Annotated in this window: 20 protein-coding genes; 13 read left to right on the top strand and 7 right to left on the bottom strand. The window is 72.0% G+C overall.

What is annotated here, in order from left to right:
• The 3 genes from ggt to FHP29_RS04120 form a co-directional block, all read left to right on the top strand.
• A partial coding sequence (ggt, locus tag FHP29_RS04130) for a gamma-glutamyltransferase (RefSeq protein ID WP_338036831.1) occupies positions 1-1,850 on the top strand: 1,850 nt, incomplete at its 5' end.
• Between the two features lie 20 nt (positions 1,851-1,870).
• Positions 1,871-2,710, top strand: a complete 840-nt coding sequence (gene dapF / locus FHP29_RS04125) for a diaminopimelate epimerase (RefSeq protein ID WP_139621579.1) — start codon at positions 1,871-1,873, stop codon at positions 2,708-2,710.
• A 52-nt stretch (positions 2,711-2,762) separates the two neighbouring features.
• Positions 2,763-3,539, top strand: coding sequence for an SDR family NAD(P)-dependent oxidoreductase (locus FHP29_RS04120; protein WP_139621578.1), 777 nt, complete (start codon positions 2,763-2,765; stop codon positions 3,537-3,539).
• A gap of 54 nt (positions 3,540-3,593) precedes the next feature.
• On the opposite strand, the gene FHP29_RS04115 is transcribed toward FHP29_RS04120, so the two are convergent.
• Positions 3,594-4,145, bottom strand: a complete 552-nt coding sequence (locus FHP29_RS04115) for a hypothetical protein (protein WP_139621577.1) — start codon at positions 4,143-4,145, stop codon at positions 3,594-3,596.
• Positions 4,146-4,404: 259 nt separating this feature from the next.
• Here FHP29_RS04115 and hflX point away from each other — a divergent pair, with 259 nt between their 5' ends.
• A complete protein-coding gene (gene hflX, locus FHP29_RS04110) occupies positions 4,405-5,892 on the top strand; it encodes a GTPase HflX (RefSeq protein ID WP_139621576.1) in 1,488 nt (495 codons plus the stop codon).
• Between the two features lie 83 nt (positions 5,893-5,975).
• Entirely contained in the window at positions 5,976-6,653 is a 678-nt protein-coding gene (locus tag FHP29_RS04105) for an SGNH/GDSL hydrolase family protein (RefSeq protein WP_139621575.1), read from the top strand.
• A gap of 33 nt (positions 6,654-6,686) precedes the next feature.
• On the opposite strand, the gene FHP29_RS04100 is transcribed toward FHP29_RS04105, so the two are convergent.
• A complete protein-coding gene (locus tag FHP29_RS04100; protein ID WP_139621574.1) occupies positions 6,687-7,577 on the bottom strand; it encodes a LysR family transcriptional regulator in 891 nt (296 codons plus the stop codon).
• 79 nt (positions 7,578-7,656) lie between these two features.
• Here FHP29_RS04100 and FHP29_RS04095 point away from each other — a divergent pair, with 79 nt between their 5' ends.
• From FHP29_RS04095 to FHP29_RS04085, 3 genes are read left to right on the top strand one after another with little or no spacing between them, the layout of a single operon-like run.
• A complete protein-coding gene (locus FHP29_RS04095; protein WP_139621573.1) occupies positions 7,657-8,478 on the top strand; it encodes an alpha/beta fold hydrolase in 822 nt (273 codons plus the stop codon).
• A complete protein-coding gene (locus tag FHP29_RS04090; protein ID WP_139621572.1) occupies positions 8,475-9,278 on the top strand; it encodes an LLM class flavin-dependent oxidoreductase in 804 nt (267 codons plus the stop codon). The genes FHP29_RS04095 and FHP29_RS04090 overlap by 4 nt, the downstream gene beginning before the upstream one ends.
• A 60-nt stretch (positions 9,279-9,338) precedes the next feature.
• Positions 9,339-11,345, top strand: coding sequence for an ATP-dependent DNA helicase (locus FHP29_RS04085; protein WP_420813384.1), 2,007 nt, complete (start codon positions 9,339-9,341; stop codon positions 11,343-11,345).
• On the opposite strand, the gene FHP29_RS04080 is transcribed toward FHP29_RS04085, so the two are convergent.
• Positions 11,335-12,981 carry an MXAN_6640 family putative metalloprotease gene (locus FHP29_RS04080; protein WP_139621571.1) on the bottom strand — a complete coding sequence of 549 codons (1,647 nt, stop codon included), beginning with the start codon at positions 12,979-12,981 and terminating at the stop codon, positions 11,335-11,337. The genes FHP29_RS04085 and FHP29_RS04080 overlap by 11 nt on opposite strands.
• A 65-nt stretch (positions 12,982-13,046) precedes the next feature.
• On the bottom strand, positions 13,047-13,823 hold the full coding sequence (gene lexA, locus FHP29_RS04075) for a transcriptional repressor LexA (RefSeq protein ID WP_139621570.1): 777 nt from the start codon (positions 13,821-13,823) through the stop codon (positions 13,047-13,049).
• Positions 13,824-14,132: 309 nt separating this feature from the next.
• On the opposite strand from lexA, the gene FHP29_RS04070 reads away from it, so the two are divergent.
• Positions 14,133-14,507 (top strand): LysM peptidoglycan-binding domain-containing protein, encoded by a 375-nt coding sequence (locus FHP29_RS04070; RefSeq protein ID WP_158296463.1) that lies wholly within the window; start codon positions 14,133-14,135, stop codon positions 14,505-14,507.
• Positions 14,508-14,664: 157 nt separating this feature from the next.
• Here FHP29_RS04070 and FHP29_RS04065 read toward each other — a convergent pair whose 3' ends face one another.
• Complete coding sequence (locus FHP29_RS04065) at positions 14,665-14,994, bottom strand: hypothetical protein (protein ID WP_139621568.1); 330 nt, start codon at positions 14,992-14,994, stop codon at positions 14,665-14,667.
• A gap of 420 nt (positions 14,995-15,414) precedes the next feature.
• On the opposite strand from FHP29_RS04065, the gene nrdR reads away from it, so the two are divergent.
• The 3 genes from nrdR (at position 15,415) to FHP29_RS04045 (ending at position 20,769) form a co-directional block, all read left to right on the top strand.
• A complete protein-coding gene (gene nrdR / locus FHP29_RS04055) occupies positions 15,415-15,906 on the top strand; it encodes a transcriptional regulator NrdR (RefSeq protein ID WP_139621566.1) in 492 nt (163 codons plus the stop codon).
• Between the two features lie 125 nt (positions 15,907-16,031).
• Positions 16,032-18,920 (top strand): vitamin B12-dependent ribonucleotide reductase, encoded by a 2,889-nt coding sequence (locus FHP29_RS04050; RefSeq protein ID WP_139621565.1) that lies wholly within the window; start codon positions 16,032-16,034, stop codon positions 18,918-18,920.
• A gap of 199 nt (positions 18,921-19,119) precedes the next feature.
• Positions 19,120-20,769, top strand: coding sequence for an alkaline phosphatase family protein (locus tag FHP29_RS04045; protein WP_139621564.1), 1,650 nt, complete (start codon positions 19,120-19,122; stop codon positions 20,767-20,769).
• 13 nt (positions 20,770-20,782) lie between these two features.
• On the opposite strand, the gene FHP29_RS04040 is transcribed toward FHP29_RS04045, so the two are convergent.
• Entirely contained in the window at positions 20,783-21,838 is a 1,056-nt protein-coding gene (locus FHP29_RS04040) for a gluzincin family metallopeptidase (protein ID WP_139621563.1), read from the bottom strand.
• Between the two features lie 72 nt (positions 21,839-21,910).
• On the bottom strand, positions 21,911-22,549 hold the full coding sequence (locus tag FHP29_RS22160; protein ID WP_205013858.1) for a TetR/AcrR family transcriptional regulator: 639 nt from the start codon (positions 22,547-22,549) through the stop codon (positions 21,911-21,913).
• Positions 22,550-22,625: 76 nt separating this feature from the next.
• Here FHP29_RS22160 and FHP29_RS22155 point away from each other — a divergent pair.
• On the top strand, positions 22,626-22,930 hold a 305-nt coding region (locus FHP29_RS22155), incomplete at its 3' end, for a glycosyltransferase (protein WP_420813383.1).

The following is a 22,930-nucleotide window of genomic DNA, read 5'->3' as shown; positions in this document are numbered from 1 at the left end:
CCGGTTCGCTGTCTCGGGAGGACATCGTGCGTCGTACCCTCACCGTCCTGGTCGCCTCGACCGTCGTCACCGCCTCCGCCGCGCTCGGCGCCGCCGTCCCGGGTCCTGCCGCGGCGAAGCCCGGGCCCCAGCCGCCGCCGAAGGTGCCGACCGCCACCGGCTACGGCGGTGCGGTCAGCTCGGTCGACCCCGACGCGACCGCGATCGGCCTCGACGTCCTGCGCCGAGGGGGCAACGCGGTCGACGCGGCGGTCGCCGCGGCCGCGGCGCTGGGCGTCACCGAGCCCTACAGCGCGGGGATCGGAGGAGGCGGCTACTTCGTCCACTACGACGCCGCCACCGGGACGGTCGAGACGATCGACGGCCGAGAGACGGCGCCGGCGGGCATCACCCACGACGCGTTCATCGACCCGGCGACGGGCAAGCCCTACCCGTTCTCGCCCGACCTGGTCACCAGCGGCGTCTCGGTCGGGGTGCCGGGGACGCCGGCGACCTGGGAGACGGCGCTCGAGAGGTGGGGCAGCCTCTCCCTCGCCGAGGCCCTTCGCCCGGCGGCGCGCCTGGCCCAGCACGGCTTCGTCGTCGACGACACCTTCGCCCTGCAGACCCGCGAGAACGCCGAGCGCTTCCGCACCTTCACCAGCAGCACCGACCTGTTCCTCGCCGACGGCGTGCCCGAGCCCGGCACGACCTTCCGCAACCCCGACCTCGCCCGCACCTACCGGCAGCTGGGCGCCCAGGGGGTCGACTGGCTCTACGCCGGCGACCTGGGCGCCGAGGTCGTCCGCACCGTGCAGGATCCGCCGCTCAGCGGCGCGACCGACCTCCCGGTGCCGACCGGCTCCATGACCACCGACGACCTCGCGGCCTACCGCGCCCTGGTCCAGGCGCCGACCCGGGTCGGCTACCAGGGCTACGAGGTCACCGGGATGGCGCCGTCGTCGTCGGGCGGCACGACGGTGGGGGAGTCGCTCAACATCCTCGAGCAGACGGCGCCCACGGGGACGGTCCCCACGCTGCACCACTACCTCGAGGCCACCGCGCTCGCCTTCGCCGACCGCGGCAGGTACGTCGGCGACCCGGCCTTCGTCGACGTCCCGACCCAGGACCTCCTCGACGACACCTTCGCCGAGGAGCGCGCCTGCCGTCTCGACCCGGACGCGGCGGCCGTCAAGCCGGTCCCGGCAGGCGACGTGACGTCGTACGACGGCGTCTGCGACGCACCAGCGGGGACGGCGCAGCAGGACACCGACACCGAGAACCTGTCCACCACGCACCTCACCACGGCCGACCGGTGGGGCAACGTCGTGGCCTACACGCTCACCATCGAGCAGACCGGCGGGTCCGGCATCGTCGTCCCCGACCGCGGCTTCCTGCTCAACAACGAGCTCACGGACTTCTCGACCGTCTACGACCCCGCCGACCCCAACCGGATCGAGCCGGGCAAGCGGCCGCGGAGCTCGATGTCGCCGACGATCGTGCTGAAGGACGGCCGGCCGGTGCTCGCGCTCGGCTCGCCGGGCGGCTCGACGATCATCACCACCGTGCTGCAGGTGCTGGTCAACCGGCTGTCCCTCGGGATGTCCCTGCCCGACGCCGTCGCCGCGCCGCGAGCCACGCAGCGCAACACCGCCAGGGTGAGCGCCGAGCAGGCGTTCGTCGACGCGTACGGCGCCGCGCTGGCGGCGTACGGACACGCGTTCACGGTCGCGGGACCGCCCGGCTCGAGCGCGGCGGAGATCGGCGCCGTCGCCGGTGTCGAGCTCGGCCCGGACGGACGGTTGACGGCCGTGGCCGAGCCGACCCGCCGCGGTGGCGGGTCGGCCGGAGTCGTGACACCGGCCCCGTGACCAACCCCTACCCTTGAGGTGTGTACCCCTTCCTCAAGGGCCACGGCACCGAGAACGACTTCGTCCTCCTGCCGGATCCCGACGCCACCGTCCACGGCGAGCTGAGCGCCGAGCGCGTCCGCGCCCTGTGCGACCGCCGGGCGGGCATCGGCGGCGACGGCGTGCTCCGGGTCGTCCGCGCCGCGGCGGCCGGCGCCGCGGCCGCCGGCCAGGACGCGGAGTGGTTCATGGACTACCGCAACTCCGACGGCTCGGTCTCCGAGATGTGCGGCAACGGCGTGCGGGTGTTCGGTCGCCATCTCGCCCGGCAGGGTCTGATCGACCCGTCCGCGCCCGTGCCGGTGGCGACCCGCGCCGGGGTCAAGGTGCTGACCTTCGCCGACGGGGCGGCCGACGGCGAGATCACCGTCGACATGGGCATCCCGAAGGTCGTCGAGGTGACCGCGGTGGCCGTGGGCGAGCGGACCTGGCCCGCCCTGCACGTCGACATGGGCAACCCCCACGCGGTCGCCTTCCTGGGGGACGGGGAGGACCTCGCCGACGCCGGCCCGCTGACGGAGGCCCCCACCTACGACCCGGCGGCCTACCCGGAGGGCGTCAACGTCGAGTTCGTCGTACGGCGCGGGCCCGGCCACGTCGCGATGCGGGTCCACGAGCGCGGCTCGGGGGAGACCCGGTCGTGCGGCACCGGCGCGTGCGCGGTCATGGTCGCCACGGCCCTGGCTGACGGCGCGGCCCGCGACACGGCGTACCGCATCGACCTGCCCGGCGGCACCCTCCGCATCACCTGGACCACCGACGACCGGATCCTGATGACCGGCCCGGCGGTCGTCGTCGCCGAGGGCACGACCGATCTCTGACCGTGACACTCCCGGTGTCACGGTGACCCGGGGTGGTCCTATGCTCCCGACCATGGAACTCACCGGATCCTCCGCCATCGTCACCGGCGGCGCCTCGGGCATCGGCGCGGCCGTCGCCCGCGCGCTCGCCGCCCAGGGTGCCACCGTCGTCGTCGCCGACCTGCAGGCCGACAAGGGCGAGGCCCTCGCCGCCGAGATCGGCGGCGTCTTCGCCCAGGTCGACGTCACCGACACCGACCAGATCGCCGGCGCCGTCCGGGCCGCCGCCGAGATCGCGCCGCTGCGCGCCGTCGTCAACTCCGCCGGCATCGGCTGGGCCCAGCGCACCATCGGCCGCGACGGCCAGCTCGAGTCGGCCCACTCGCTCGAGGCGTTCACGAAGGTCGTCGCGATCAACCTGATCGGCACCTTCGACATGGTCCGCCAGGCCGCCACCGTGATGAGCCAGAACGAGCCCGACGAGGACGGCTGCCGGGGCGCGATCGTCAACCTCGCCAGCGTCGCCGCCTTCGACGGCCAGATCGGCCAGGCGTCGTACTCCGCCTCCAAGGGCGGCGTCGTCGGCATGACCCTGCCGGTCGCGCGTGACCTGTCCGCGGCCGGGATCCGCCTCAACACCGTGGCCCCCGGGCTGATCGACACCCCGATCTACGGCGAGGGCGAGCAGGCGGAGGCGTTCAAGGCCAAGCTGGGTGAGAGCGTGCTCTTCCCGAGGCGTCTCGGGACCGGCGCCGAGCTGGCCAGCATGGTCATCGAGTGCCTGACGAACTCCTACATGAACGGCGAGGTCGTGCGCGTCGACGGCGGCATCCGGATGCCCCCGAAGTAGGACCCGCGCCGTTGCGATCGCCCGGTCACCTGCGGTGGCCGGGCGACGTCATGCTCAGCCCTGGCACATCGTCCGGCCGTACGGGCCCTCCGTCGAGCGCCGCTCGGTGACCTTCCCGTCGACCGTGATGACACAGGTGACCGGCGTCCCCGTCGGCCCGGCGCCGAAGAACAGGCGGGCGTAGTCGGGCTCGCCGTAGGCGATCGTGTCCAGCGACCAATGGGTGCCCACGCCCTCGTCCGTGCCGGCGGAGTCGGTGAGGCTGGTCGGCACCTGGTAGCCGACGATGCCGATCGGCGCCTTCGAGAACACCTCGAGGTGGATGCGGATCTTGGGCAGCGACGCGTTCCCACCCTTCCCGGGAAGCCCGGGCAGAGTGAGGGGCGGGAGTCCATCGGTGGAGAACCCGCCCGGCCCGGCCGCGCCCGAGGGCGCCGAGGGCGATGCCGACGCTGACGGGCTGCTCGAGGGAAGGTCGGTCGGCGTGGCCCCGGTCGCCGGCGCACGCAGGTCGGGATCGCGCCGCGTGGCGGGACGGTCCTCGTCGGAGCCGCCGCGGCCCACCAGCACGCTGATCACCACGACCACGACGCAGACCGCGATCACGATCCATGCTCGGTTCTCGCCCCCCGGCCGAACAACTCTCACGCCCGGCCCAACGATGGCGGGGCACCGGCGGCTACGCCCGTCGGCGTCTCTTTTCGACGGTGCCGGTCACGCCGGTCGCGCCGTTCACCGACAGCACGTGGCGCACCTCGGTGCCGTTCCGGATCTGGCGCGGTGCGCTCGCCGTCGCCCCGGATCCCGGTAGCGGGAGGTAATCGGGAAGCATCTCGGCGCGCTCGTCGTTACGCTGGATACGCCTATGACGAACCGTGCTGAAGACTTCTCCCTCGACGCCGCCCTGCGAGCCACCGAGGGCTGGGACGACCCCGAGATCGAGCTCGACGACTTCGAGTCCGGCTACGCGGACGAGCCCGACCCCGACCTGACCACCGGCGACCTCGACCTCGTCGAGCGCCATGAGCTGCGCCGGGTCGCCGGCCTGCGCACCGAGCTCGAGGACATCACCGAGGTCGAGTACCGCCAGCTGCGCCTCGAGCGCGTGGTCCTCGTCGGCGTGTGGACCGGCGGTGCGATCTCCGAGATCGAGAACGCGATGGCCGAGCTCGCCCTCCTCGCCGAGACCGCCGGCTCGGAGGTCCTCGACGCCATCTACCAGCGCCGCAGCTCGCCCGACCCGGCGACGTACATCGGGCGCGGCAAGGTCGAGGCCCTGCGCGAGATCGTGCAGGCCACGGGCGCCGACACCGTGATCTGCGACGGCGAGCTCGCGCCCTCCCAGCTGCGCAACCTGGAGGACCGGGTCAAGGTCAAGGTGGTCGACCGGACCGCACTGATCCTCGACATCTTCGCCCAGCACGCGAAGTCCAAGGAGGGCCAGGCGCAGGTCGAGCTCGCCCAGCTCAACTACATGAAGCAGCGTCTGCGCGGCTGGGGTGGCAACCTGTCCCGCCAGGCCGGTGGCCGGGCCGCCGGCGGTGAGGGCATCGGTGGTCGTGGTCCCGGTGAGACCAAGATCGAGACCGACCGCCGCCGCATCAACGACAAGATCGCCAAGCTGCGCCGCGAGCTCAAGGTGATGAAGGGGACCCGCGACACCAAGCGCCAGGAGCGCCGCCGCAACGAGATCCCGTCCGTCGCGATCGCCGGCTACACCAACGCCGGCAAGTCCTCCCTGCTCAACCGGCTGACCGGTGCGGGGGTGCTCGTCGAGGACGCGCTCTTCGCGACGCTCGACCCGACCACCCGGCGTACGGCGACGGCCGACGGGCGGGTCTACACGATGAGCGACACGGTCGGCTTCGTCCGCCATCTCCCGCACCAGTTGGTCGAGGCGTTCCGCTCGACCCTGGAGGAGGTCGCCGACGCCGACCTGATCGTCCACGTCGTCGACGGCTCGCACCCCGACCCCGAGGGCCAGCTCGCCGCGGTCCGCGAGGTGCTCGCCGAGATCGGCGCCACCGACGTGCCCGAGCTGGTCGTGGTCAACAAGGTCGACGCCGCCGACCCGGTCGTCGTCGACCGGGTGCTGCGCCGCGAGCCGCACTCCGTCGCCGTGTCCGCCCGCACGGGCGAGGGCATCGCCGACGCGATCGCCGCCGTCGAGGCCGAGCTCCCGCGCCCGCGGGTGGAGTTCACGGTGCTCGTGCCCTACGCGCGCGGCGACCTGATCGACCGGATCCACAAGGACGGGGAGATCGGCACCCTCGAGCACACCGCCGACGGCACCCGGGTCACCGGCCGCGCCACGGAGGCGCTCGCAGGCGAGCTCGCCGAGTACGCCGTCTGACGGTGGCGCATCGCACCTGACGATTCGGCTGCGAATTCCGCGATTCGGCAACGAGATCGTCAGGTACGACGGATGATCCGGGCGTGACTCGGCATCGCCTCCTCCTCGGGATCCTCGCGGTCGTCCTCGCCGTCGCGGCGAGCACGACGGTGCTGGCGCGCGCCGGCGCGCGAGCCGACCCCTGCGGGGCGAAGGAGGAGCAGGCCGCCGAGCGGGGCGCCCTGGTGAGCGGATCCGGCGGCCGCGTCCTGGTGATCGGCGACTCCTACTCGGTCGGCGCCGGCGTCGAGCCCGGACAGTCGTGGCCGGTCCGGCTGCCCGGTCGGGTCCGGGTCGACGGATTCTCCGGCAGCGGGTTCAGCGTCGGGGCGAGCCCGTGCGGCGACGTGTCCTACGCGACGCGGGCGGCGCTCCGGCGTGCGCCGGGCGGCGGAGGCCTGGTCGTGGTCGAGGGCGGGCTCAACGACGTCGACCAGCCGCCCGCCGAGCTGGAGGCCGGCTTCGCGCGGCTGATGCGCACGCTCGCGGGACGTCGGGTGCTGGTGGTGGGGCCCGCGCCGGCCCCGCTGCTCCCGCGCGCCGACGTGGCCGCGGTCGACGCGACCCTGGCCCGGCTGGCGGCGGGCCACGGCACGGCGTACCTCTCGATGCTCGACGTGGATCTCACCTATCAGCCCGACCGACTGCACCCCGACGCCGCCGGACAGCGGGTGTTCGGCGACCGCGTGGCCGGCCGGGTCCGCGCTCTGCTGGAGCCCTGATCCGGGCTCCGCCTCGATCGAGGAGTCCGAGGCTCAGGCCCGGCAGCCGCCCGCGTCCCTGACCTCGCGCGCCACCCGGCTGGCGACCGCGACCACCTCCTCGGCGAGCGGGGAGAGGGCGCCTCGGGTGAGGGCGAAGACGCGGCGCGGCGGCAGTGCGGGCTCGAGCGGATGGAGGACGACGCCGCGCGGTCGCTCGGGCCAGCCGAGGGACAGCACCGGCATCACGGCGCAGCCGAGCCCGGCGCGGACCATCGAGGTGACGGCGCGGTTGTCGGCGGTGCGGAAGACCACGCGGGGGACGACGGCGCGGGCGGCGAGGTGCTCCTCGACCTCCCGCTGGTCGCAGATGGGGGGCAGAGCGATCGTCGGCGCGTCGTGCAGGAGGTCCAGGGGCACCGGCCCGGCGGGGAACGCGCCGGGCGACGCGACGAGGACGTGCTCGTCCTCGAGCAGCAGGATGCTGTCGGCGTCGTCGGGCCCGGGCCGGTCGAAGAACAGCACGTCGAGCTCGCCGAGATCGGGCTCGGCGGCCTCGTCCTCGACGAGCCGGATGTCGCAGCCGGGGTGCCGCTCCCGCAGCCGTCGCACCACCGCCGGGAGGAGGGCGTCGGTCACCGTCTGGAAGGTGCCGATGTCGACGCGACCGTCGCCGGCGTGGAAGCGTGCCACCGCCTCCTCGGCGGCTCCGGCCGCCTCGAGCACGTCGCGGGCCGAGGCCAGCACGACCCGGCCGAGCGGGGTCAACCGGACCGGGCGGGGGCCGCCGGGCCGATCGAAGACCGCTCCACCGACGGCTCGCTCGAGGGCGGCGACCTGCTGGCTGAGGGTGGACTGGGTGTAGCCGAGTCGCTGCGCGGCGCGGGCGAACGTGCCCTCGGCCGCGATCGCGTCGAGGGCCCGGAGATGGCGCAGCTCGTACATCGTGATGATCGTACAGAGCGATCATGACCATCGAGAAGCATCGCTTTTCACGATGATCGGGCGAGCCTAGCGTCGAGGCATGACCACGGACATCGAGACCACCTACCACTGCAACGGCGTGACCCTGTGCGCCCAGACCTTCGGCGACGCCGCCGACCCGGCCGTCCTGCTGATCCACGGCGCCTGTGCCTCGATGCTGTGGTGGGAGGACGAGCTGTGCCGCCGGATCGCCGCCGCCGGACGGTTCGTCGTCCGCTACGACCAGCGCGACACTGGCCGCTCGAGCAGCTTTCCCGCGGGCGCGCCCGGCTACGGACTGCGCGACCTGGCCGCGGACGCCGTCGCCCTGCTCGACGCTCTCGGGATCGACAGCGCCCACGTCGTCGGCCGCTCCATGTCCGGCGGGGTCGCCCTCGTCCTCGGCGTGGACCACCCCACCCGCGTCCGCTCGCTCACCCTGGTCAGCACCACCACGGGAGAGCTGCCGATGGGCGACCTCGACACTCCGCCCGACCCCGACCCGCGCGACCCGGCCGCCGTCGTGGACCACCTCGTCGCGGTGCTCCGGGCGTACGCCGGCGGGTCGCCCCACTTCGACGAGGACGCGACCCGCGTGCTCGCCACCGCCGACGTCGCCCGCACCCGGGACCTGCGGGCCACGCTGGTCAACCACTTCGCCATGGACTTCGACGGTCCGCGCGGCGGCGGGTTCACGGACCTGCGGACGCCGACGCTGGTCGTCCAGGGCGAGCTCGACCCCGTCTTCCCGCCCCACCACGGCGAGGCGCTGCGCGACGCCATCCCGGGCGCGCGGCTGGTGGTGCTTCCGGACTCGGGTCACGAGGTCCTCGAGCCGGCGTGGGACCGGTTCGTCGCCGCCCTCGCCGAGCACACGTCATGAGGTCCGCGGTGTGGCTGCCGCTCTTCGACGAGCTCGCCGACCCGGCGGTCGTCGTACGGCTGGCCGTGACTGCCGAGGAGCACGGCTGGGACGGCGTCTTCGTCTGGGACCACCTGCGCTGGCGCCCGCCGGTCGAGGCCCTCGCCGACCCGTGGACCACCCTCGCGGCGGTCGCGGCGAGGACGTCCTCGGTCCTCCTCGGTCCGATGGTGAGCGCGCTCGCCCGACGCCGACCGCAGGTCGTGGCCCGCCAGAGCTCGACCCTCGACCGGCTGAGCGGCGGGCGCCTCGTCCTCGGCGCCGGTCTCGGCAGCGACCGGTTCGGAGAGGAGTTCTCCCGCTTCGGCGAGGAGGTCGACGACCGTCGGCGCGCGCGGCTCCTCGACGAGTCGCTGGAGGTCCTGCGCGCCGCATGGTCGGGTGAGCCGGTCAGCCACCACGGCGACGCGTGCTCCCTCGACGACGTCACCTTCCTGCCCCGCCCCGTGCGGGGGACCGTCCCGATCTGGACGGCGGGCTTCCCCGGCAAGCAGCCGCCCCTGCGCCGTGCCGCGCGCCACGACGGCTTCGTGCCGGTCAACCTCGAGCATCCCGACCAGCTGGCGCAGGCCGTCGCAGGCATCCACGCGTTGCGCGACGACCGGCGGGCGCCGTACGACGTGGCCGTGCCCTTGCCCGTCACGGCCGATCTCGCGGCGTTCGAGGCGGCGGGCGCGACCTGGTGGCTCGCCGACGTCGACCCCCACTCGATCACGGTCGACGGACTCCTCGGCATCGTCCGCGACGGTCCGTTCCGGTGATTCCGAGCCGCTTGTGGAGGGGCGCGGGCGGTGGTCGGCGCGACCATCTAGGGTTCTCCGGTGACCACCACCGCCGCCGACCGGACCTCCGCGGTCCGCGACCTGCTCGCGACCGCCGTCGAGGCTCTCGGCGGCCAGCAGCGGGACGGCCAGGTGGCGATGGCCGAGGCGGTCGCGGAGGCCTTCGCCGACAAGGAGCACCTCCTCGTCCAGGCGGGCACCGGCACCGGCAAGTCCCTCGGCTATCTCGTCCCGGCCCTGCTCCACGACCGGCGGGTCGTGATCGCGACCGCGACCCTCGCCCTGCAGCACCAGCTCGTCGAGCGCGACCTCCCGCGGCTGGTCAAGGCGGTCGGCACGGTCCCCGGCGTCGACGCGTCGTACGCCGTGCTCAAGGGACGCTCCAACTACGCCTGCCTGCACCGCGTCCGTGAGGGCGCCCCGGACGAGCAGGGCGAGCTGATCCAGGCCGAGGACGCGCTCGGCGCGATGGGTCGCAAGGTGCTGGCGCTGCGGGAGTGGGCCGAGAGGGCCGCCGAGGACCGGGGCACCGGCGAGCGGGACGACGCGCCGCGGCACACCGACAAGGAGTGGCGCCAGATCAGCGTCACCGCGCGCGAGTGCGTCGGCGCCACGAAGTGCCCCTTCGGCGAGGAGTGCTTCGCCGAGCGGGCGAAGGAGAAGGCGCACAAGTCGCACCTGATCGTCACCAACCACTCGCTGCTCGCGATCGACGCGATCGAGGGGATCCCGATGATCCCGGACTACGACGCCGTGGTCATCGACGAGGCCCACGAGCTCGCCGCCCGGGTCACCCAGGCGGCGACCGACGAGCTGTGGGCCGCCGAGGTGGAGCGGGCCGCGCGTCGCAGCATCCGCCACGTCGAGGGTGACGAGGCCGAGGACCTCGCCGACGCCGCCGACGCGCTGCGGGCCGCGATCACCGACGCCCCCGCCGGCCGGTTCGAGCGGGTCCCCGAGGCTCTCGCGGACGCGCTGGTCCTGGTGCGCGACGCGGCTCGCGCCTGCGCCGGCGCGTTCCCGAAGGCCGAGGCCGGCAGCGACCCCGACGCGGCGCTGACCCAGGCCAAGGGAATGGTCCAGGAGGTGTTCGCCACCGCCGAGCGGATGGCCGCCAACTCCGAGGCCGACGTGCTGTGGCGCACGGAGGGCACCGACCGGATCCCGCCGACCCTGTGCATCGCCCCGCTCCAGGTCTGGGCGCAGATGAGGGACAAGCTCCTCGCCGACAACACCGTCGTCCTCACCTCGGCCACCCTCATGCTCGGCGGCGACTTCGCGACGGTCGCCGGCTCGGTGGGCCTCAAGCCGTCGGAAAGGGTCGCACCGGCAGCGCCGGGCGAGGACTGGCCCGACGACGCCCAGCCCTGGCGCGGACTCGACGTCGGCAGCCCGTTCGACTACCCCCGTCAGGGGATCCTGTACGTCGCCCGCCACCTCCCGCCCCCGGGCCGCGACGGTCTCGTGGGCGCCCAGCTCGACGAGATCACCGATCTCGTCGACAGGGCGGACGGGCGCACGCTCGGCCTGTTCTCGAGCCGGCGCGCCGCCGAGGCCGCGGCCGAGCACGTCCGCAGGGCGCTGCCGCACCTCACCACCCTCGCCCAGGGGGACGCGCAGCTCCCCGAGCTGGCCCGCCAGTTCGTCGAGGACCCGCACACCTGCCTGTTCGGCACGCTCGGCCTGTGGCAGGGCCTCGACGTGCCCGGCGACACCTGTCAGCTGGTGATCATCGACCGGATCCCGTTCCCTCGTCCCGACGACCCGCTGATGAGCGCGCGCCAGAAGGCGGCCGACAAGGCCGGCGGCAACGGGTTCATGCAGGTGGCGGCCACCCACGCCGCGCTCCTGCTCGCGCAGGGCGCCGGACGGCTGATCCGGACCACGGACGACCGTGGGGTGGTCGCCGTCCTCGACCCGAGGCTGGCGACCGCCCGCTACGGCTCGTTCCTCAGGGCGAGCCTGCCTCCGATGTGGACGACGAGCGACCCTGCGGTCGTGCGCCAGGCGCTCGGCCGTCTCTCCGGGTCCGCCGTCACCGGGTGACGCGCGCGCTGACCCTCACGGTCGAGTCCTTCTTGCCGGCGTTCGCGAAGGTGATCTCCACCCACGTGACCGACTTCCCGAACTTGTAGCGCTTGGTCTTGTCGCCCTTGCGGTTGATCTTGACCAGCTTGGTGGCGGGAGCCTGGCCCTTCTTCTTGATCGTCACCAGGACGTAGCCGCCCTTCTTGCGCTTCGGTCCGTCCACGTGGACGCGCAGGTGGGCCTTGCCGTGGACCTTGGACTTGAAGCGGATGGTCCGCGCCGCGAGGTGCTTGAGCGTGGCCTTGTCGGAGACCGAGCGGCGCGAGCCGGTCAGCTTGACGCCGCGCCAGAGCCGGGCGCGCGGGTAGTAGGCGCCCTCGGAGTAGTTGAGGTGGGGGCGCCGGTTGGCGGCCGCGAACCAGCCGAACTGCGTGCGCAGGTCGGTGCCGCGCCCTGCCAGGGCCGCCCCGAGGGCCTGGCGGGCGTTCGCCTCACCGGCCGCGAGGTTCCAGATGTCGCGCACGATCACCGGCATTCCGCCGCTGACCTGGGGGAAGCGCTCGCTGAGGTACTTGAAGAAGATCCACGCGCCGTAGGGCGCGATGCCCTTGCGATGGTCCATCGGCTGCGCCGGCCGGCCGAGCGGGCCGCCCTTGAGGTACTGCCGGTTGTCGTCGACGCCGTCGTAGACCTCGTCCTCGGCCCAGGTCGCGGTGGCCTCCATGAACCAGCCGTCCTCGTTGATGTCGTAGGCGAACTGCACGGCGTGGAAGTACTCGTGAGCGGCGGTGACCTGCAGGTTGCCCACCGGGCCGGGCACCGGGCCGTACTCCGCGTAGTCGTTGTCGAGGACGCAGTACGCCGGCGCGGTCACGTGGCCGGGGACGCGCTGGTCGGTGGTGCAGTAGCCGTAGAGGCCGCGCTTGCCGAGGTCGGCGAGGTAGACGTCGAAGGTGTTGGGGGTGTTGGCCGGGCTGACCGGGAAGGCCGTCACACCGCCGTTGGCCCCATCGCCCTGCGGCAGCCGGTACCCGGCGGCGGCATAGCGCTGCACGACGTTCTTCATCACGTTGTGCAGGACGTACGCCGGGTAACTGGCGGGAGGGGCGTCGGTCTGGTGGCCGGGGTCGTAGGCACCCTGGACGTAGTGGACGCACAGGTTGAGCCCGCTGGCCGAGCCGCACTCGGGTGCCGCTTCGGGAGCGGTGTAGCAGGGCAGACCCGAGCCGGGGGAGCACTCGATGCCGCCGGGGTCCGGCGGGCGGTTGCCGGTGCTCGGCCGTGCGAGCAGCCGTGCGGCGTCGTCCTGCAGATCCTTCGGCAGGTCGTCGCGGGCAACGGCGAGGTCGCGCAGCGCCAGGGTCAGGTCCGCGGCCTCGGCGGGACCGCCGGCGTCCGCGGAGCCCGCGGGGTCGCCGGCCGGCGCCGAGGCGACGATGTCCTGGACCGTCGCGAGCGCGTGCTCGGCGCTCTCCTGGGAGACGGTGTCGTCGATATCGACCGGCACGGCCGGATCGGCCGGATCGGCCGGACCGGAGCCATCGGCCTGCGCGGCCGTGCCGAGGAGCGGGACCACCAACAGCGCCGCGAGGACGGCGCCGAGCAGGAGGCGAAGGGGCAGCCCGAGGAAGGGGAAGTGGCTGCGACGAGGCATCAGGACCGGCCTTTGGTCGGACGACAGGACGCTCCGACCCTATGTCACCGGGGGGCAGCGCGAGGTCAGACCCGGCGCAGCACCGCTGTCACCTTGCCGAGGATGGTGGCGTTCGTGCCGTCGATCGGGTCGAAGGCCGGGTTGTGGGGGAGCAGCCAGACCTGGCCGTCCTTGCGCTGGAAGGTCTTGACGGTGGCCTCCCCGTCGATCATCGCCGCGACGATCTCGCCGTTCTCGGCGGTCGGCTGCTGACGGATCACCACATAGTCGCCGTCGCAGATCGCGGCCTCGATCATCGACTCGCCGCTGACCTCGAGCAGGAAGAGCTGACCGTCGCCGACGAGCTGGCGGGGCAGGGGGAAGACGTCCTCGATCCGCTCCTCGGCGAGGATCGGGCCGCCCGCGGCGATCCGGCCGACCACGGGGACGTTCGCGGGCACCGGCACGGAGTCGCCGATCCCGGTCTCGTCGTAGGGCTGGCGCTCGGGATCCTCGACGCCGGCCACGTGACCGATCGCGCGGCGGGCCGCCATCACCTCCGGGAGGAAGACCTCGAGGGCGCGCGGACGGTTCGGGTCGCGCTTGAGGTAGCCCTTCTCCTCGAGGGTGCGCAGCTGGTGGGCGACGCTGCTGGTGCTGGTGAGCCCGACGGCCTGGCCGATCTCCCGCATGCTCGGCGGGTAGCCGCGCTTCTCGATGCTGTCCTTGATGTGGGCCAGCACCCGCTGCTGGCGCGGCGTCAGCCCGGTCGCGTCGGTGGGCCCGTCGGGCAGCTCGGCGACGCGGCTCGCCTCGCCCTTGCCCGCGGTGCCCTTGGCTCCGGTGCCCTTGCGCTCAGCCATGGATCGCCCTCCAGATCGGATCGGGTGCTGCGGCCCGGAACGACCGGGCCCGTGTGCCGACGCTAACCGAAGGCGACCGCCGGTTTCAAACGTCTGTTCGAACCGCGTGTCGCGACACGCCGGTCGAACGGACTTTCGAACGATGCTGGACTTGTTCGAACACCTGATCTAATCTCGTACACGTGTTCGATCGAACGCCTGATCGAGAGGCTTCTGTCGGACCCCCTGTCTAGGAATGACCCAGCACCCCACCGTTCCACCAACCACCGTTCCACCACCCACGGCGCCACCACTTCCCCGGAGGTCACCATGAGCACCATCGCCCTCGCCCCCCGCGTCAGCTCCACCCGCCGCGCCACGAGCGCCCGCCGCCCCGCGGCCCGCGGCCAGGTGCGGCTGACCCGGCGCGGGCGCCTGGTCGTCTTCGTGCTGGCGCTCGTGGTCGTGGCCCTCGCCGCGGTGTGGCTGGCCGCCGGATCCGCGGCCACGCGCTCCGAGGGTGGATCCGCCGAGGTCCGGCTGGTGACCGTGGCGCCGGGCGACACCCTGTGGGACATCGCCAGCGACGCCGCCGCGACCTCGGGTGACGACGTGCGCGACATGATGGAGACGATCCAGCGGCTCAACACCCTCGACGGCAGCGTCGTCTACGTCGGCCAGGACCTCCGCGTTCCCGTGCAGTAGCGCCCCGCGCGACCACCACCACTTCTCCGCTGCCTCGACCCCAGTGGAGATGGGCCGGTCCCGGCCCGGGGACGGCGCCGGCCGGGACGGTGCCGGCCACGAAAGGGGCGAAGGGCGGGATCCGACCGAACCGGATCCCGCCCTTCGCGCGTCCGGATCAGCGTGCCGCGCGCTTGCCGCCCTTGGGGGCGGCGGGATCGCGCGGGGAGCGCGGCTCGTGGTGCGGGCTCAGGCCGAGGGCCCGGGAGAACCGCGCCGCCAGCATGAACGCGAGGAAGAGGCAGAGCATGGCGCCCAGGGCGGCCACCGCCAGCAGGCCCCACGCGCTGGTCCTGCCGTCATGGCGGGCGGTGGCGCCGAAGTCGATCGCCGCGATGACGAGGTATCCCCACGCCACGAGCGAGAAGGTGATGCCGACGGCGAGCAGCAGCAGGTCGGGACGGAATCTCGCCCTCGACCGGTCGCCCGCGCGCTTGCCACCTGCCACGGCGGTCATTCTTGCCGATGGGTGGGCGGATCGGTCAGCCAACCCGCCCGACGCCCTGTTCCGACGTGTTCCCGCGCCCGGTTCCATCCCCGGTTCCGGCCCCGGTTCCGGCCCCGGTTCCGGCCCCGGCTCCCATGCCGGTTCCCCTGCCATCTCGGGTCGTTCGGCGGTGTGACCTGCGCAAACTCTCCTGCTGGGGGAGTCGGTCCCAAGTCGTTGCGGCCCGCGCTTGCATCGCTGGTGGCCGGGGCGTACGGTTACCACTACATCTAGTAGTTACAACGATGTAGTTCTCCACATCTAGTCCACAGGGCGACACCTCGTCACCCACAGGACCGGATCGGAAACGCACAGATTCGACCTTCTTCTCCACAGGAGAGGGGAGTTGTTCACAGGCCGTAGCCTCGGGAGGAGGGGACCATGCACTGTCCGTACTGCAAGCACCACGACACCAAGGTCCTCGACTCCCGCGTCTCCGACGACGGCTGCTCGATCCGCCGCCGCCGGGTCTGCCAGGCGCCGACCTGCGAGAAGCGGTTCACGACCGTCGAGGCCATGCAGCTGACCGTGCTCAAGCGCTCCGGCGCGACCGAGCCGTTCACCCGCGAGAAGGCCGTCGCCGGCGTCCGCAAGGCCTGCAAGGGTCGCCCGGTGAACGAGGACGACCTGGCCCGGCTGGGCCAGGAGGTCGAGGACCAGCTCCGGCTGGCCGGCAGCCCCGAGATCGCCGCCCACGAGGTGGGCCTGGCGATCCTGCCGCCGTTGCGCCGCCTCGACGAGGTCGCCTACCTCCGCTTCGCCTCCGTGTACCGCGGCTTCGAGTCCGCGGCCGACTTCGAGAACGAGATCTCCCTGCTGCGGGCCGAGCACCAGCTGCAGTCCGAGGGAGCCCAGCCCGCGACCACGGGTTGACCACAGACGCCCGGCAGGTAGTGGGGAAGCTGCCTGCCGGGCCACCATCCTTCCCCGTCCTCCGCAGGAGCTCCGCCGCCCCTGCGGCATCGCCGACCGCCGCACCAGAGGAGACCAGGAGAGCCATGACCGAGACGGCCCGCAGCCAGACGTCCAACGAGACGGCCAGCTACCCCGAGACCGGGCTGAAGATCGAGCGGGTCTTCAGCACCGAGGGCGTGCACCCGTACGACGAGATCACCTGGGAGCGGCGCGACGTCGTCCAGACCAACTGGAAGACCGGCGAGACCGTCTTCGAGCAGCTCGGTGTCGAGTTCCCCGAGTTCTGGTCGCTCAACGCCTCCACGATCGTGACCACCAAGTACTTCCGCGGCGCGGTCGGCACCCCCGAGCGGGAGCGTGGGCTCAAGCAGCTGATCGACCGGGTCGTGTCGACGTACGTCAAGGCGGGCAAGGAGCACGGCTACTTCGCGAGCGCGGCGGACGCGGAGGTCTTCGAGCACGAGCTGACCTGGCTGCTGGTCAACCAGTACTTCTCCTTCAACTCCCCGGTCTGGTTCAACGTCGGCACCACCGCGCCCCAGCAGGTCTCGGCGTGCTTCATCCTCTCGGTCGACGACTCGATGGACTCGATCCTCAACTGGTACAAGGAGGAGGGCTTCATCTTCAAGGGCGGCTCCGGCGCCGGTCTGAACCTCTCCCGGATCCGCTCCTCCAAGGAGCTCCTCAGCAGCGGCGGCACCGCCTCCGGCCCGGTCTCCTTCATGCGCGGCGCCGACGCCTCCGCGGGCACCATCAAGTCGGGCGGCGCGACGCGTCGTGCGGCCAAGATGGTCGTCCTCGACGTCGACCACCCCGACATCGAGGAGTTCGTCGAGACCAAGTGGCGCGAGGAGGACAAGATCCGCGCCCTGCGCGACGCCGGCTTCGACATGGACCTCGGCGGCAAGGACATCACCTCGGTCCAGTACCAGAACGCCAACAACTCCGTGCGCGTCAACGACGAGTTCATGCGCGCCGTCGAGAACGGCACCGAGTTCGGCCTGCGTGCCCGGATGACCGGCGAGGTCATCGAGACCGTCGACGCCCGCACCCTGTTCCGCAAGATCAGCGAGGCCGCCTGGGCCTGCGCTGACCCGGGCCTGCAGTACGACGACACGATCAACGCCTGGCACACCAACCCCGAGACCGGCCGGATCACCGCGTCCAACCCGTGCTCGGAGTACATGTCGCTCGACAACTCCTCGTGCAACCTCGCCTCGCTCAACCTGTTGAAGTTCCTGCGCGACGACGACACCTTCGACGCCCCCCTGTTCGCGAAGGCCGTCGAGCTGATCATCACCGCGATGGACATCTCGATCTGCTTCGCCGACTTCCCGACCGAGGCGATCGGCGCGACCACCCGCGACTACCGCCAGCTCGGCATCGGCTACGCCAACCTCGGCGCCCTGCTGATGGCGATGGGCCTCGGCTACGACTCCGAGGGCGGTCGGGCGATGGCGGCCACCGTCACCTCGCTGATGACCGGCACGTCGTACCGCCGCTCGGCCGAGCTCGCCAAGATCGTCGGCCCCTACAACGGCTACGCCCGCAACGCCGAGGCGCACAACCGGGTGATGCGCAAGCACCAGGCGGCCAACGACGACGTCCGCACCCTGCACATCGCCGACGCCGAGGTGCACAAGCTCGCCAGCGAGGAGTGGGCCAGGGTCGTCGAGCTCGGCAAGACCAACGGCTTCCGCAACGCGCAGGCCTCGGTGCTCGCGCCGACCGGCACCATCGGCTTCATGATGGACTGCGACACCACCGGCATCGAGCCCGACTTCTCCCTGGTGAAGTTCAAGAAGCTCGTCGGCGGCGGCTCGATGCAGATCGTCAACCAGACCGTGCCGCGGGCGCTGAAGAAGCTCGGCTACGACGCTGAGAAGGTCGAGGCGATCGTCGCCTACATCGCCGAGCACGGCCACGTCGTCGACGCTCCCGGCCTCAAGCCCGAGCACTACGAGGTCTTCGACACCGCGATGGGCGAGCGCGCGCTCAAGCCCATGGGCCACGTGCTGATGATGGCCGCCTGCCAGCCGTTCCTCTCCGGCGCCATCTCCAAGACGGTCAACCTGCCGGAGTCGGCGACGGTCGAGGAGATCGAGCAGATCTACCTCGAGTCGTGGAAGCTCGGCCTCAAGGCCACCGCGATCTACCGCGACAACTGCAAGGTCGGCCAGCCGCTGGCCGACGGCGGCGGCAAGGCCAAGAAGGACGCGGCCGACGCCGCGGACGCTGCGGCCGAGGCGAAGATCGTGGAGAAGGTCGTCGAGAAGGTCGTCTACGCGCCGACCCGCAAGCGTCTCCCGAAGTCGCGCCAGGCCCGCACCACCTCCTTCACGGTGGCCGGCGCCGAGGGCTACATGACCTCGGGCGCCCACGACGACGGCTCGCTCGGCGAGATCTTCCTCAAGCTCGGCAAGCAGGGCTCGACCCTGGCCGGCGTGATGGACGCCTTCTCGATCGCCGTCTCGATCGGCCTGCAGTACGGCGTCCCGCTGGAGACCTACGTCTCGAAGTTCACCAACCTGCGCTTCGAGCCCGCCGGCCTCACCGACGACCCCGACGTGCGGATGAGCCAGTCGATCATGGACTACGTCTTCCGCCGCCTGGCGCTGGACTACCTGCCCTTCGAGGAGCGCTCGGCGCTCGGCATCTACTCCGCCGAGGAGCGCCAGCGCCACCTCGAGACCGGCTCCTACGAGCCCGTCGAGGAGACCGGCAACGCCTCCGAGCTGCTCGAGTCCGCGCCGGTCGCCAAGGCCGCCCCGGTCGAGGCAGAGGTCGTCGACGAGGACCCGCTCGCCGGCGCCCCCGAGGTCAAGGTCGCCAAGACCACCGCCGAGCTCCTCGAGCAGATCACCGGCCACGCCGTCGACAGCCCGCTGTGCCTGACCTGCGGCACCAAGATGCGCCCCGCCGGCTCCTGCTACGTCTGCGAGGGCTGCGGCAGCACCAGCGGCTGCAGCTGAGTCTGAGCGACATTCTCGACAATGCCGAAGGCGGTCATCCGGACGGGATGGCCGCCTTCGGCGTTCAGGTCTGCCGGTTCCTCCTCGGAGGAGCCGGGCCGTCGGCGTACAAGGTGTGTGGCGCAGGTCACACCGGACCGCTAACGTTCGTGGATCGGCTCTGCGGCGGACCGGAGTCGTCCGGACAAAGGGGTGGGTCATGGCTCGTCGCCGTCTCGTCGTTCTCGTCGCCGGCCTGGTGGCGTGCGTCGGCGCCGTCGCAGGAGCTCAGACCGGGGCGGCGGCCGAGCCGGAGCCGCGGGCGGTGCCGGACAAGGTCGTGATCATCGTCGTCGACGCCCTCAGCAGGGAGATCGTCGAGAAGTACGACATGGACAACGTCGAGGCGCTGATGGCCGACGGTGTCGACAGTCCGCGCGGCTACCTCGGCCACACGGGCTCGGTGACCGTGGTTTCCCACAACGTGATCACCTCGGGCATGCTCCCGAAGCACATGGGCTGGACCAACGAGGGCTATCGCGACGTCGACGGGGTGCTCGGTCCCGAGGGCGGGCTCTACATCACCAGCAACTTCGGCTACGACCAGATGTCGGCGCTGCAGAGGCATGCCGGATACCCGCACCTCTCCGACTACCTCGACGACAGCGGCAAGGTCTTCACCGTCAGCCCGAAGGGGTACGCCGCGTACGGCCTCGCCGGTCCCGGCTCGAGCAACACCTCGGTCGCCACGTTCGCGAGCGGCCCGGCCTGCGACGGCGTGCGCTACCGGATGCCGACCGGCGTGCCGACGCCGCCGGCGTACCTCGTCGGACCGTGCGGCTCGCGCTACTGGGTGGAGCGGGACAAGGGCTACGACACGCTTCAGTTTCCCGCCCAGCTCTACCCCGCGACCGACGACCGCTACGTGGTGGGCGACGAGCCGGACAACCAGGGCGGCGACGTCTGGGCGACCGATGCTGTGCTCGACATCATGAGCCGCGAGAAGGACGCCTGGAGCGGCATCTTCGTCAGCCTTCCCGGTGTCGACAAGGCCGCCCACATGTGGGGTGGCGTGAACGACCCCGAGGGAGCCACGCCCGGCTACGACCCGATGACCCACATGGAGTTCGCGACCGCGACCGCCGACGCGCAGATCGGCCGGATCATGGACGCGCTGGAGGACAGCGGCGAGCTCGACAGCACGCTGGTCGTCCTCACCGCCGACCACGGCTCGGTCGCCGCCGAGGACGGACACTGGCACGGCGACTTCGAGCCGGCCAACGACTACGGCTTCTACAACTGGTACTACGGCGATCCCGAGAACGACGTCTTCTACGACCAGCCCCAGGACGCGCTGCAGCCGCTCATCGACACGGGCAACGTCGGCCTCTCCTACAGCGACTCCTCGCTCAACGTCTGGCTGAAGGACCAGTCCCCGGCCGCCGTCGCCGAGGCAGCCGCCATCATGGAGACCCTTCCCGACGTGACAGCCGTGTGGCGACGCGACGGCGACCACTTCGACCGCGTCTCGCCGATCCGCTGGGAGCGGATGCACTCCGGCGGTGAGAAGTCGTGGTTCACCCGCAAGGCACAAGAGCTCGTCGACACCCAGGCCGCCCCCTACGGCCCGGACCTCGTCGCGACGCTGCCCGACGACACGACGTACTCGGTCCTCGGCGACCACGGCGGCATCCAGCGCAGCTCCCAGCAGATCCCGATCGTCTTCGCCGGTGCCGACCTGTCCGCGAAGGACCTGCGCGGCGAGGTGAGGTCGATCGACATCATGCCGACGATCCTCGAGGCGATGGACATCAGCCCGACCTACGCCATGGACGGTACGGCGTACGTTCTGCCGAGAACCAAGCGGTGACGCCGGTGGGTGGTCAGGGAGTGACGGTGATGCCGCGGGCGGCGAAGGCGTCCTCGATGACGTCCGCGGCCGCGGCGCCGTCCCGCGTGAGCGCCTTGGCGTAGATCGCGCTCGCCGCCGCGTCGAAGGACGTGTCCGCTGCGAAGTCGAACTGAGCGTCGATGACGGTGGTGTCGAAGTCGCGCGAGGTCAGGCCGAGCGACTCGTATCCGGCCCGGGCGTCCCAGAGCCCGCGGCTCCAGATCTGCCCGTCGTAGTGCACCTCGCCCTTGCGGTCGGCGACGGTCAGGTCGGTGTCGAGGCGCCGCAGGCAGTGCACCGGGCCAGCGGTGTAGGACGTGGAGTCCCAGTCCATGACGCAGGCCTCGGGCGCCGCCACCGGCCAGCCGTACTCCTGCGCCGCGTCCAGTCCGACCGACACGGCGAGATAGTCGCCCCACGCCTCGCCGATCGATCCGGCGTCCAGCGACGTGCCGTAGCCGGGCACCTGCGAGGCGTGCACCGCGTGGCCGTACTCGTGCACGATCACCTCGGCGTCCTCGGCGTCGTCCACCCCGCCCTTGCCCAGGCGGATGCGATAGGGCTTGTCGGTCTGGTAGCTGTTGTCGCCGCCGTACTGGTCGATCTTGACGCTGAACGACTGCTTCACGACCGGGCGCAGCGTCGAGCCGAAGCCGAGCGACTGGATGTACTCCTGCGCCTGGTTGACCCAGAAGTACGCCATGACCTGCTCGAACTGGTCGTCCTTGCGGTCGTAGTTGTAGACGCCGCTGGCGGAGTACGCCGGCGTGCCGGTCGCCGACTCGACCGTGACCCACGTGCCGCGCAGGTAGCCGGAGCCGTCCAGGTTCCGCAGCGGGACGGTGGCGTACTCGCTCGCCGGCACGGCGCCGGCCGCGTCCTTGGCGTCGACGAGCGACTGGTCGCCGCTGGACTGCACCGGATTGACCTTGAAGACCAGCCCGCTGCCGGTGGTGACACCGGGGGCGGGCTTCGCGACGGCCGGAGCGACCGAGGCGGTGAACGCAAGGATGACGGCGAAGGCGGCGTAGGCCGGGCGAAGTTGCACGTTCGGGACACTAACACCGGATGAACCGTGCGTGGAGTGGTCCGCTCTGCCGGTCGACGTACGAGCGCCGGATCACCGCTCCCGCAGCACCGTGGTCCGCATCATCGTCGCGATCCATGCGGCGTACCGCCTGTCGCTCCACCCGAAGTCCCGGACGAGGCGGACGTGGGTCTCGGGGCTGGCGATCGCGCTCCATCCCTCGGCGGCCTGCTTCAAGGGCTGGTCGTCCCGCAGCCAGCCGCGGGAGTCGAGCAGGTCGAACATCCGCCGCCAGTGGGTGCGCATCCCCGCGACCATGTCGGCGTAGTAGTCGCGCAACTCGGGGTCGCTGCCGGCGCCGCCGACCAGAGCCTCGATCAGGCCGGCCATGGCGGCGTGGGTGCGGGCGAGGATGCGGCCGCAGACCTCGGGCAGCTCGTCCTCCTCGGCCGCCAGCGCGACCTGCCACTGGTCGAGCTGTGCTGAGTCGTCGACGCCCTCGACCCCGAAGCCGGCGAGCTCGATGGCGGCTCGGAGCAGCGCTGCCTTCGGCCCGTGCGACTGGACGGTCTCGGGGGAGACGCCGGCCTCGGCGGCGATCTTGGCCAGCGTGGTGCCGGCGTAGCCCGACTCGGTGAAGAGCCGCGCCGCGGCGGCGACGACCCGGCGGCGGGTCTCGTGGGCCTGACGCGCCCGGAGGTCCGAGCGGTAGGCACGTTTTACCTTCCCCATATTGAGTCCTGTCTCACAGGAGTCAATACTACCTTGAAGGGACGGAATGTCCCTGCGACGGACATGAGGTGGCGCCATGGCATCGATACTCATCGGAAGCGTCCCCATCCACGGCCACGTCACCCCGCTGCTCGGCGTCGCCCGCCACTTCGCGGCGCGGGGCGACCGGGTGCGCTTCCTCACCGGCGCCCGGTTCGCGGACCCCGTGTCGGCCACCGGGGCGGAGCACCTTCCGCTGCCCGCCGACGCCGACTTCGACGACCGCGTGCCGCCCGACGAGACCTACCCGGAGCGGGCTGCGCTCAAGGGCCGCCGGGCGGTCGCCTTCGACATCGAGCACATCTTCGTACGACCCGCGCGGCCGCAGTACGACGCGCTCCG

The organism is Nocardioides albidus (assembly GCF_006335005.1).
Taxonomy (GTDB): domain Bacteria; phylum Actinomycetota; class Actinomycetes; order Propionibacteriales; family Nocardioidaceae; genus Nocardioides; species Nocardioides albidus.
The sequence above is the reverse complement of the archived record's forward strand: the minus strand, read 5'-3'. Positions and strand labels throughout refer to the sequence as shown.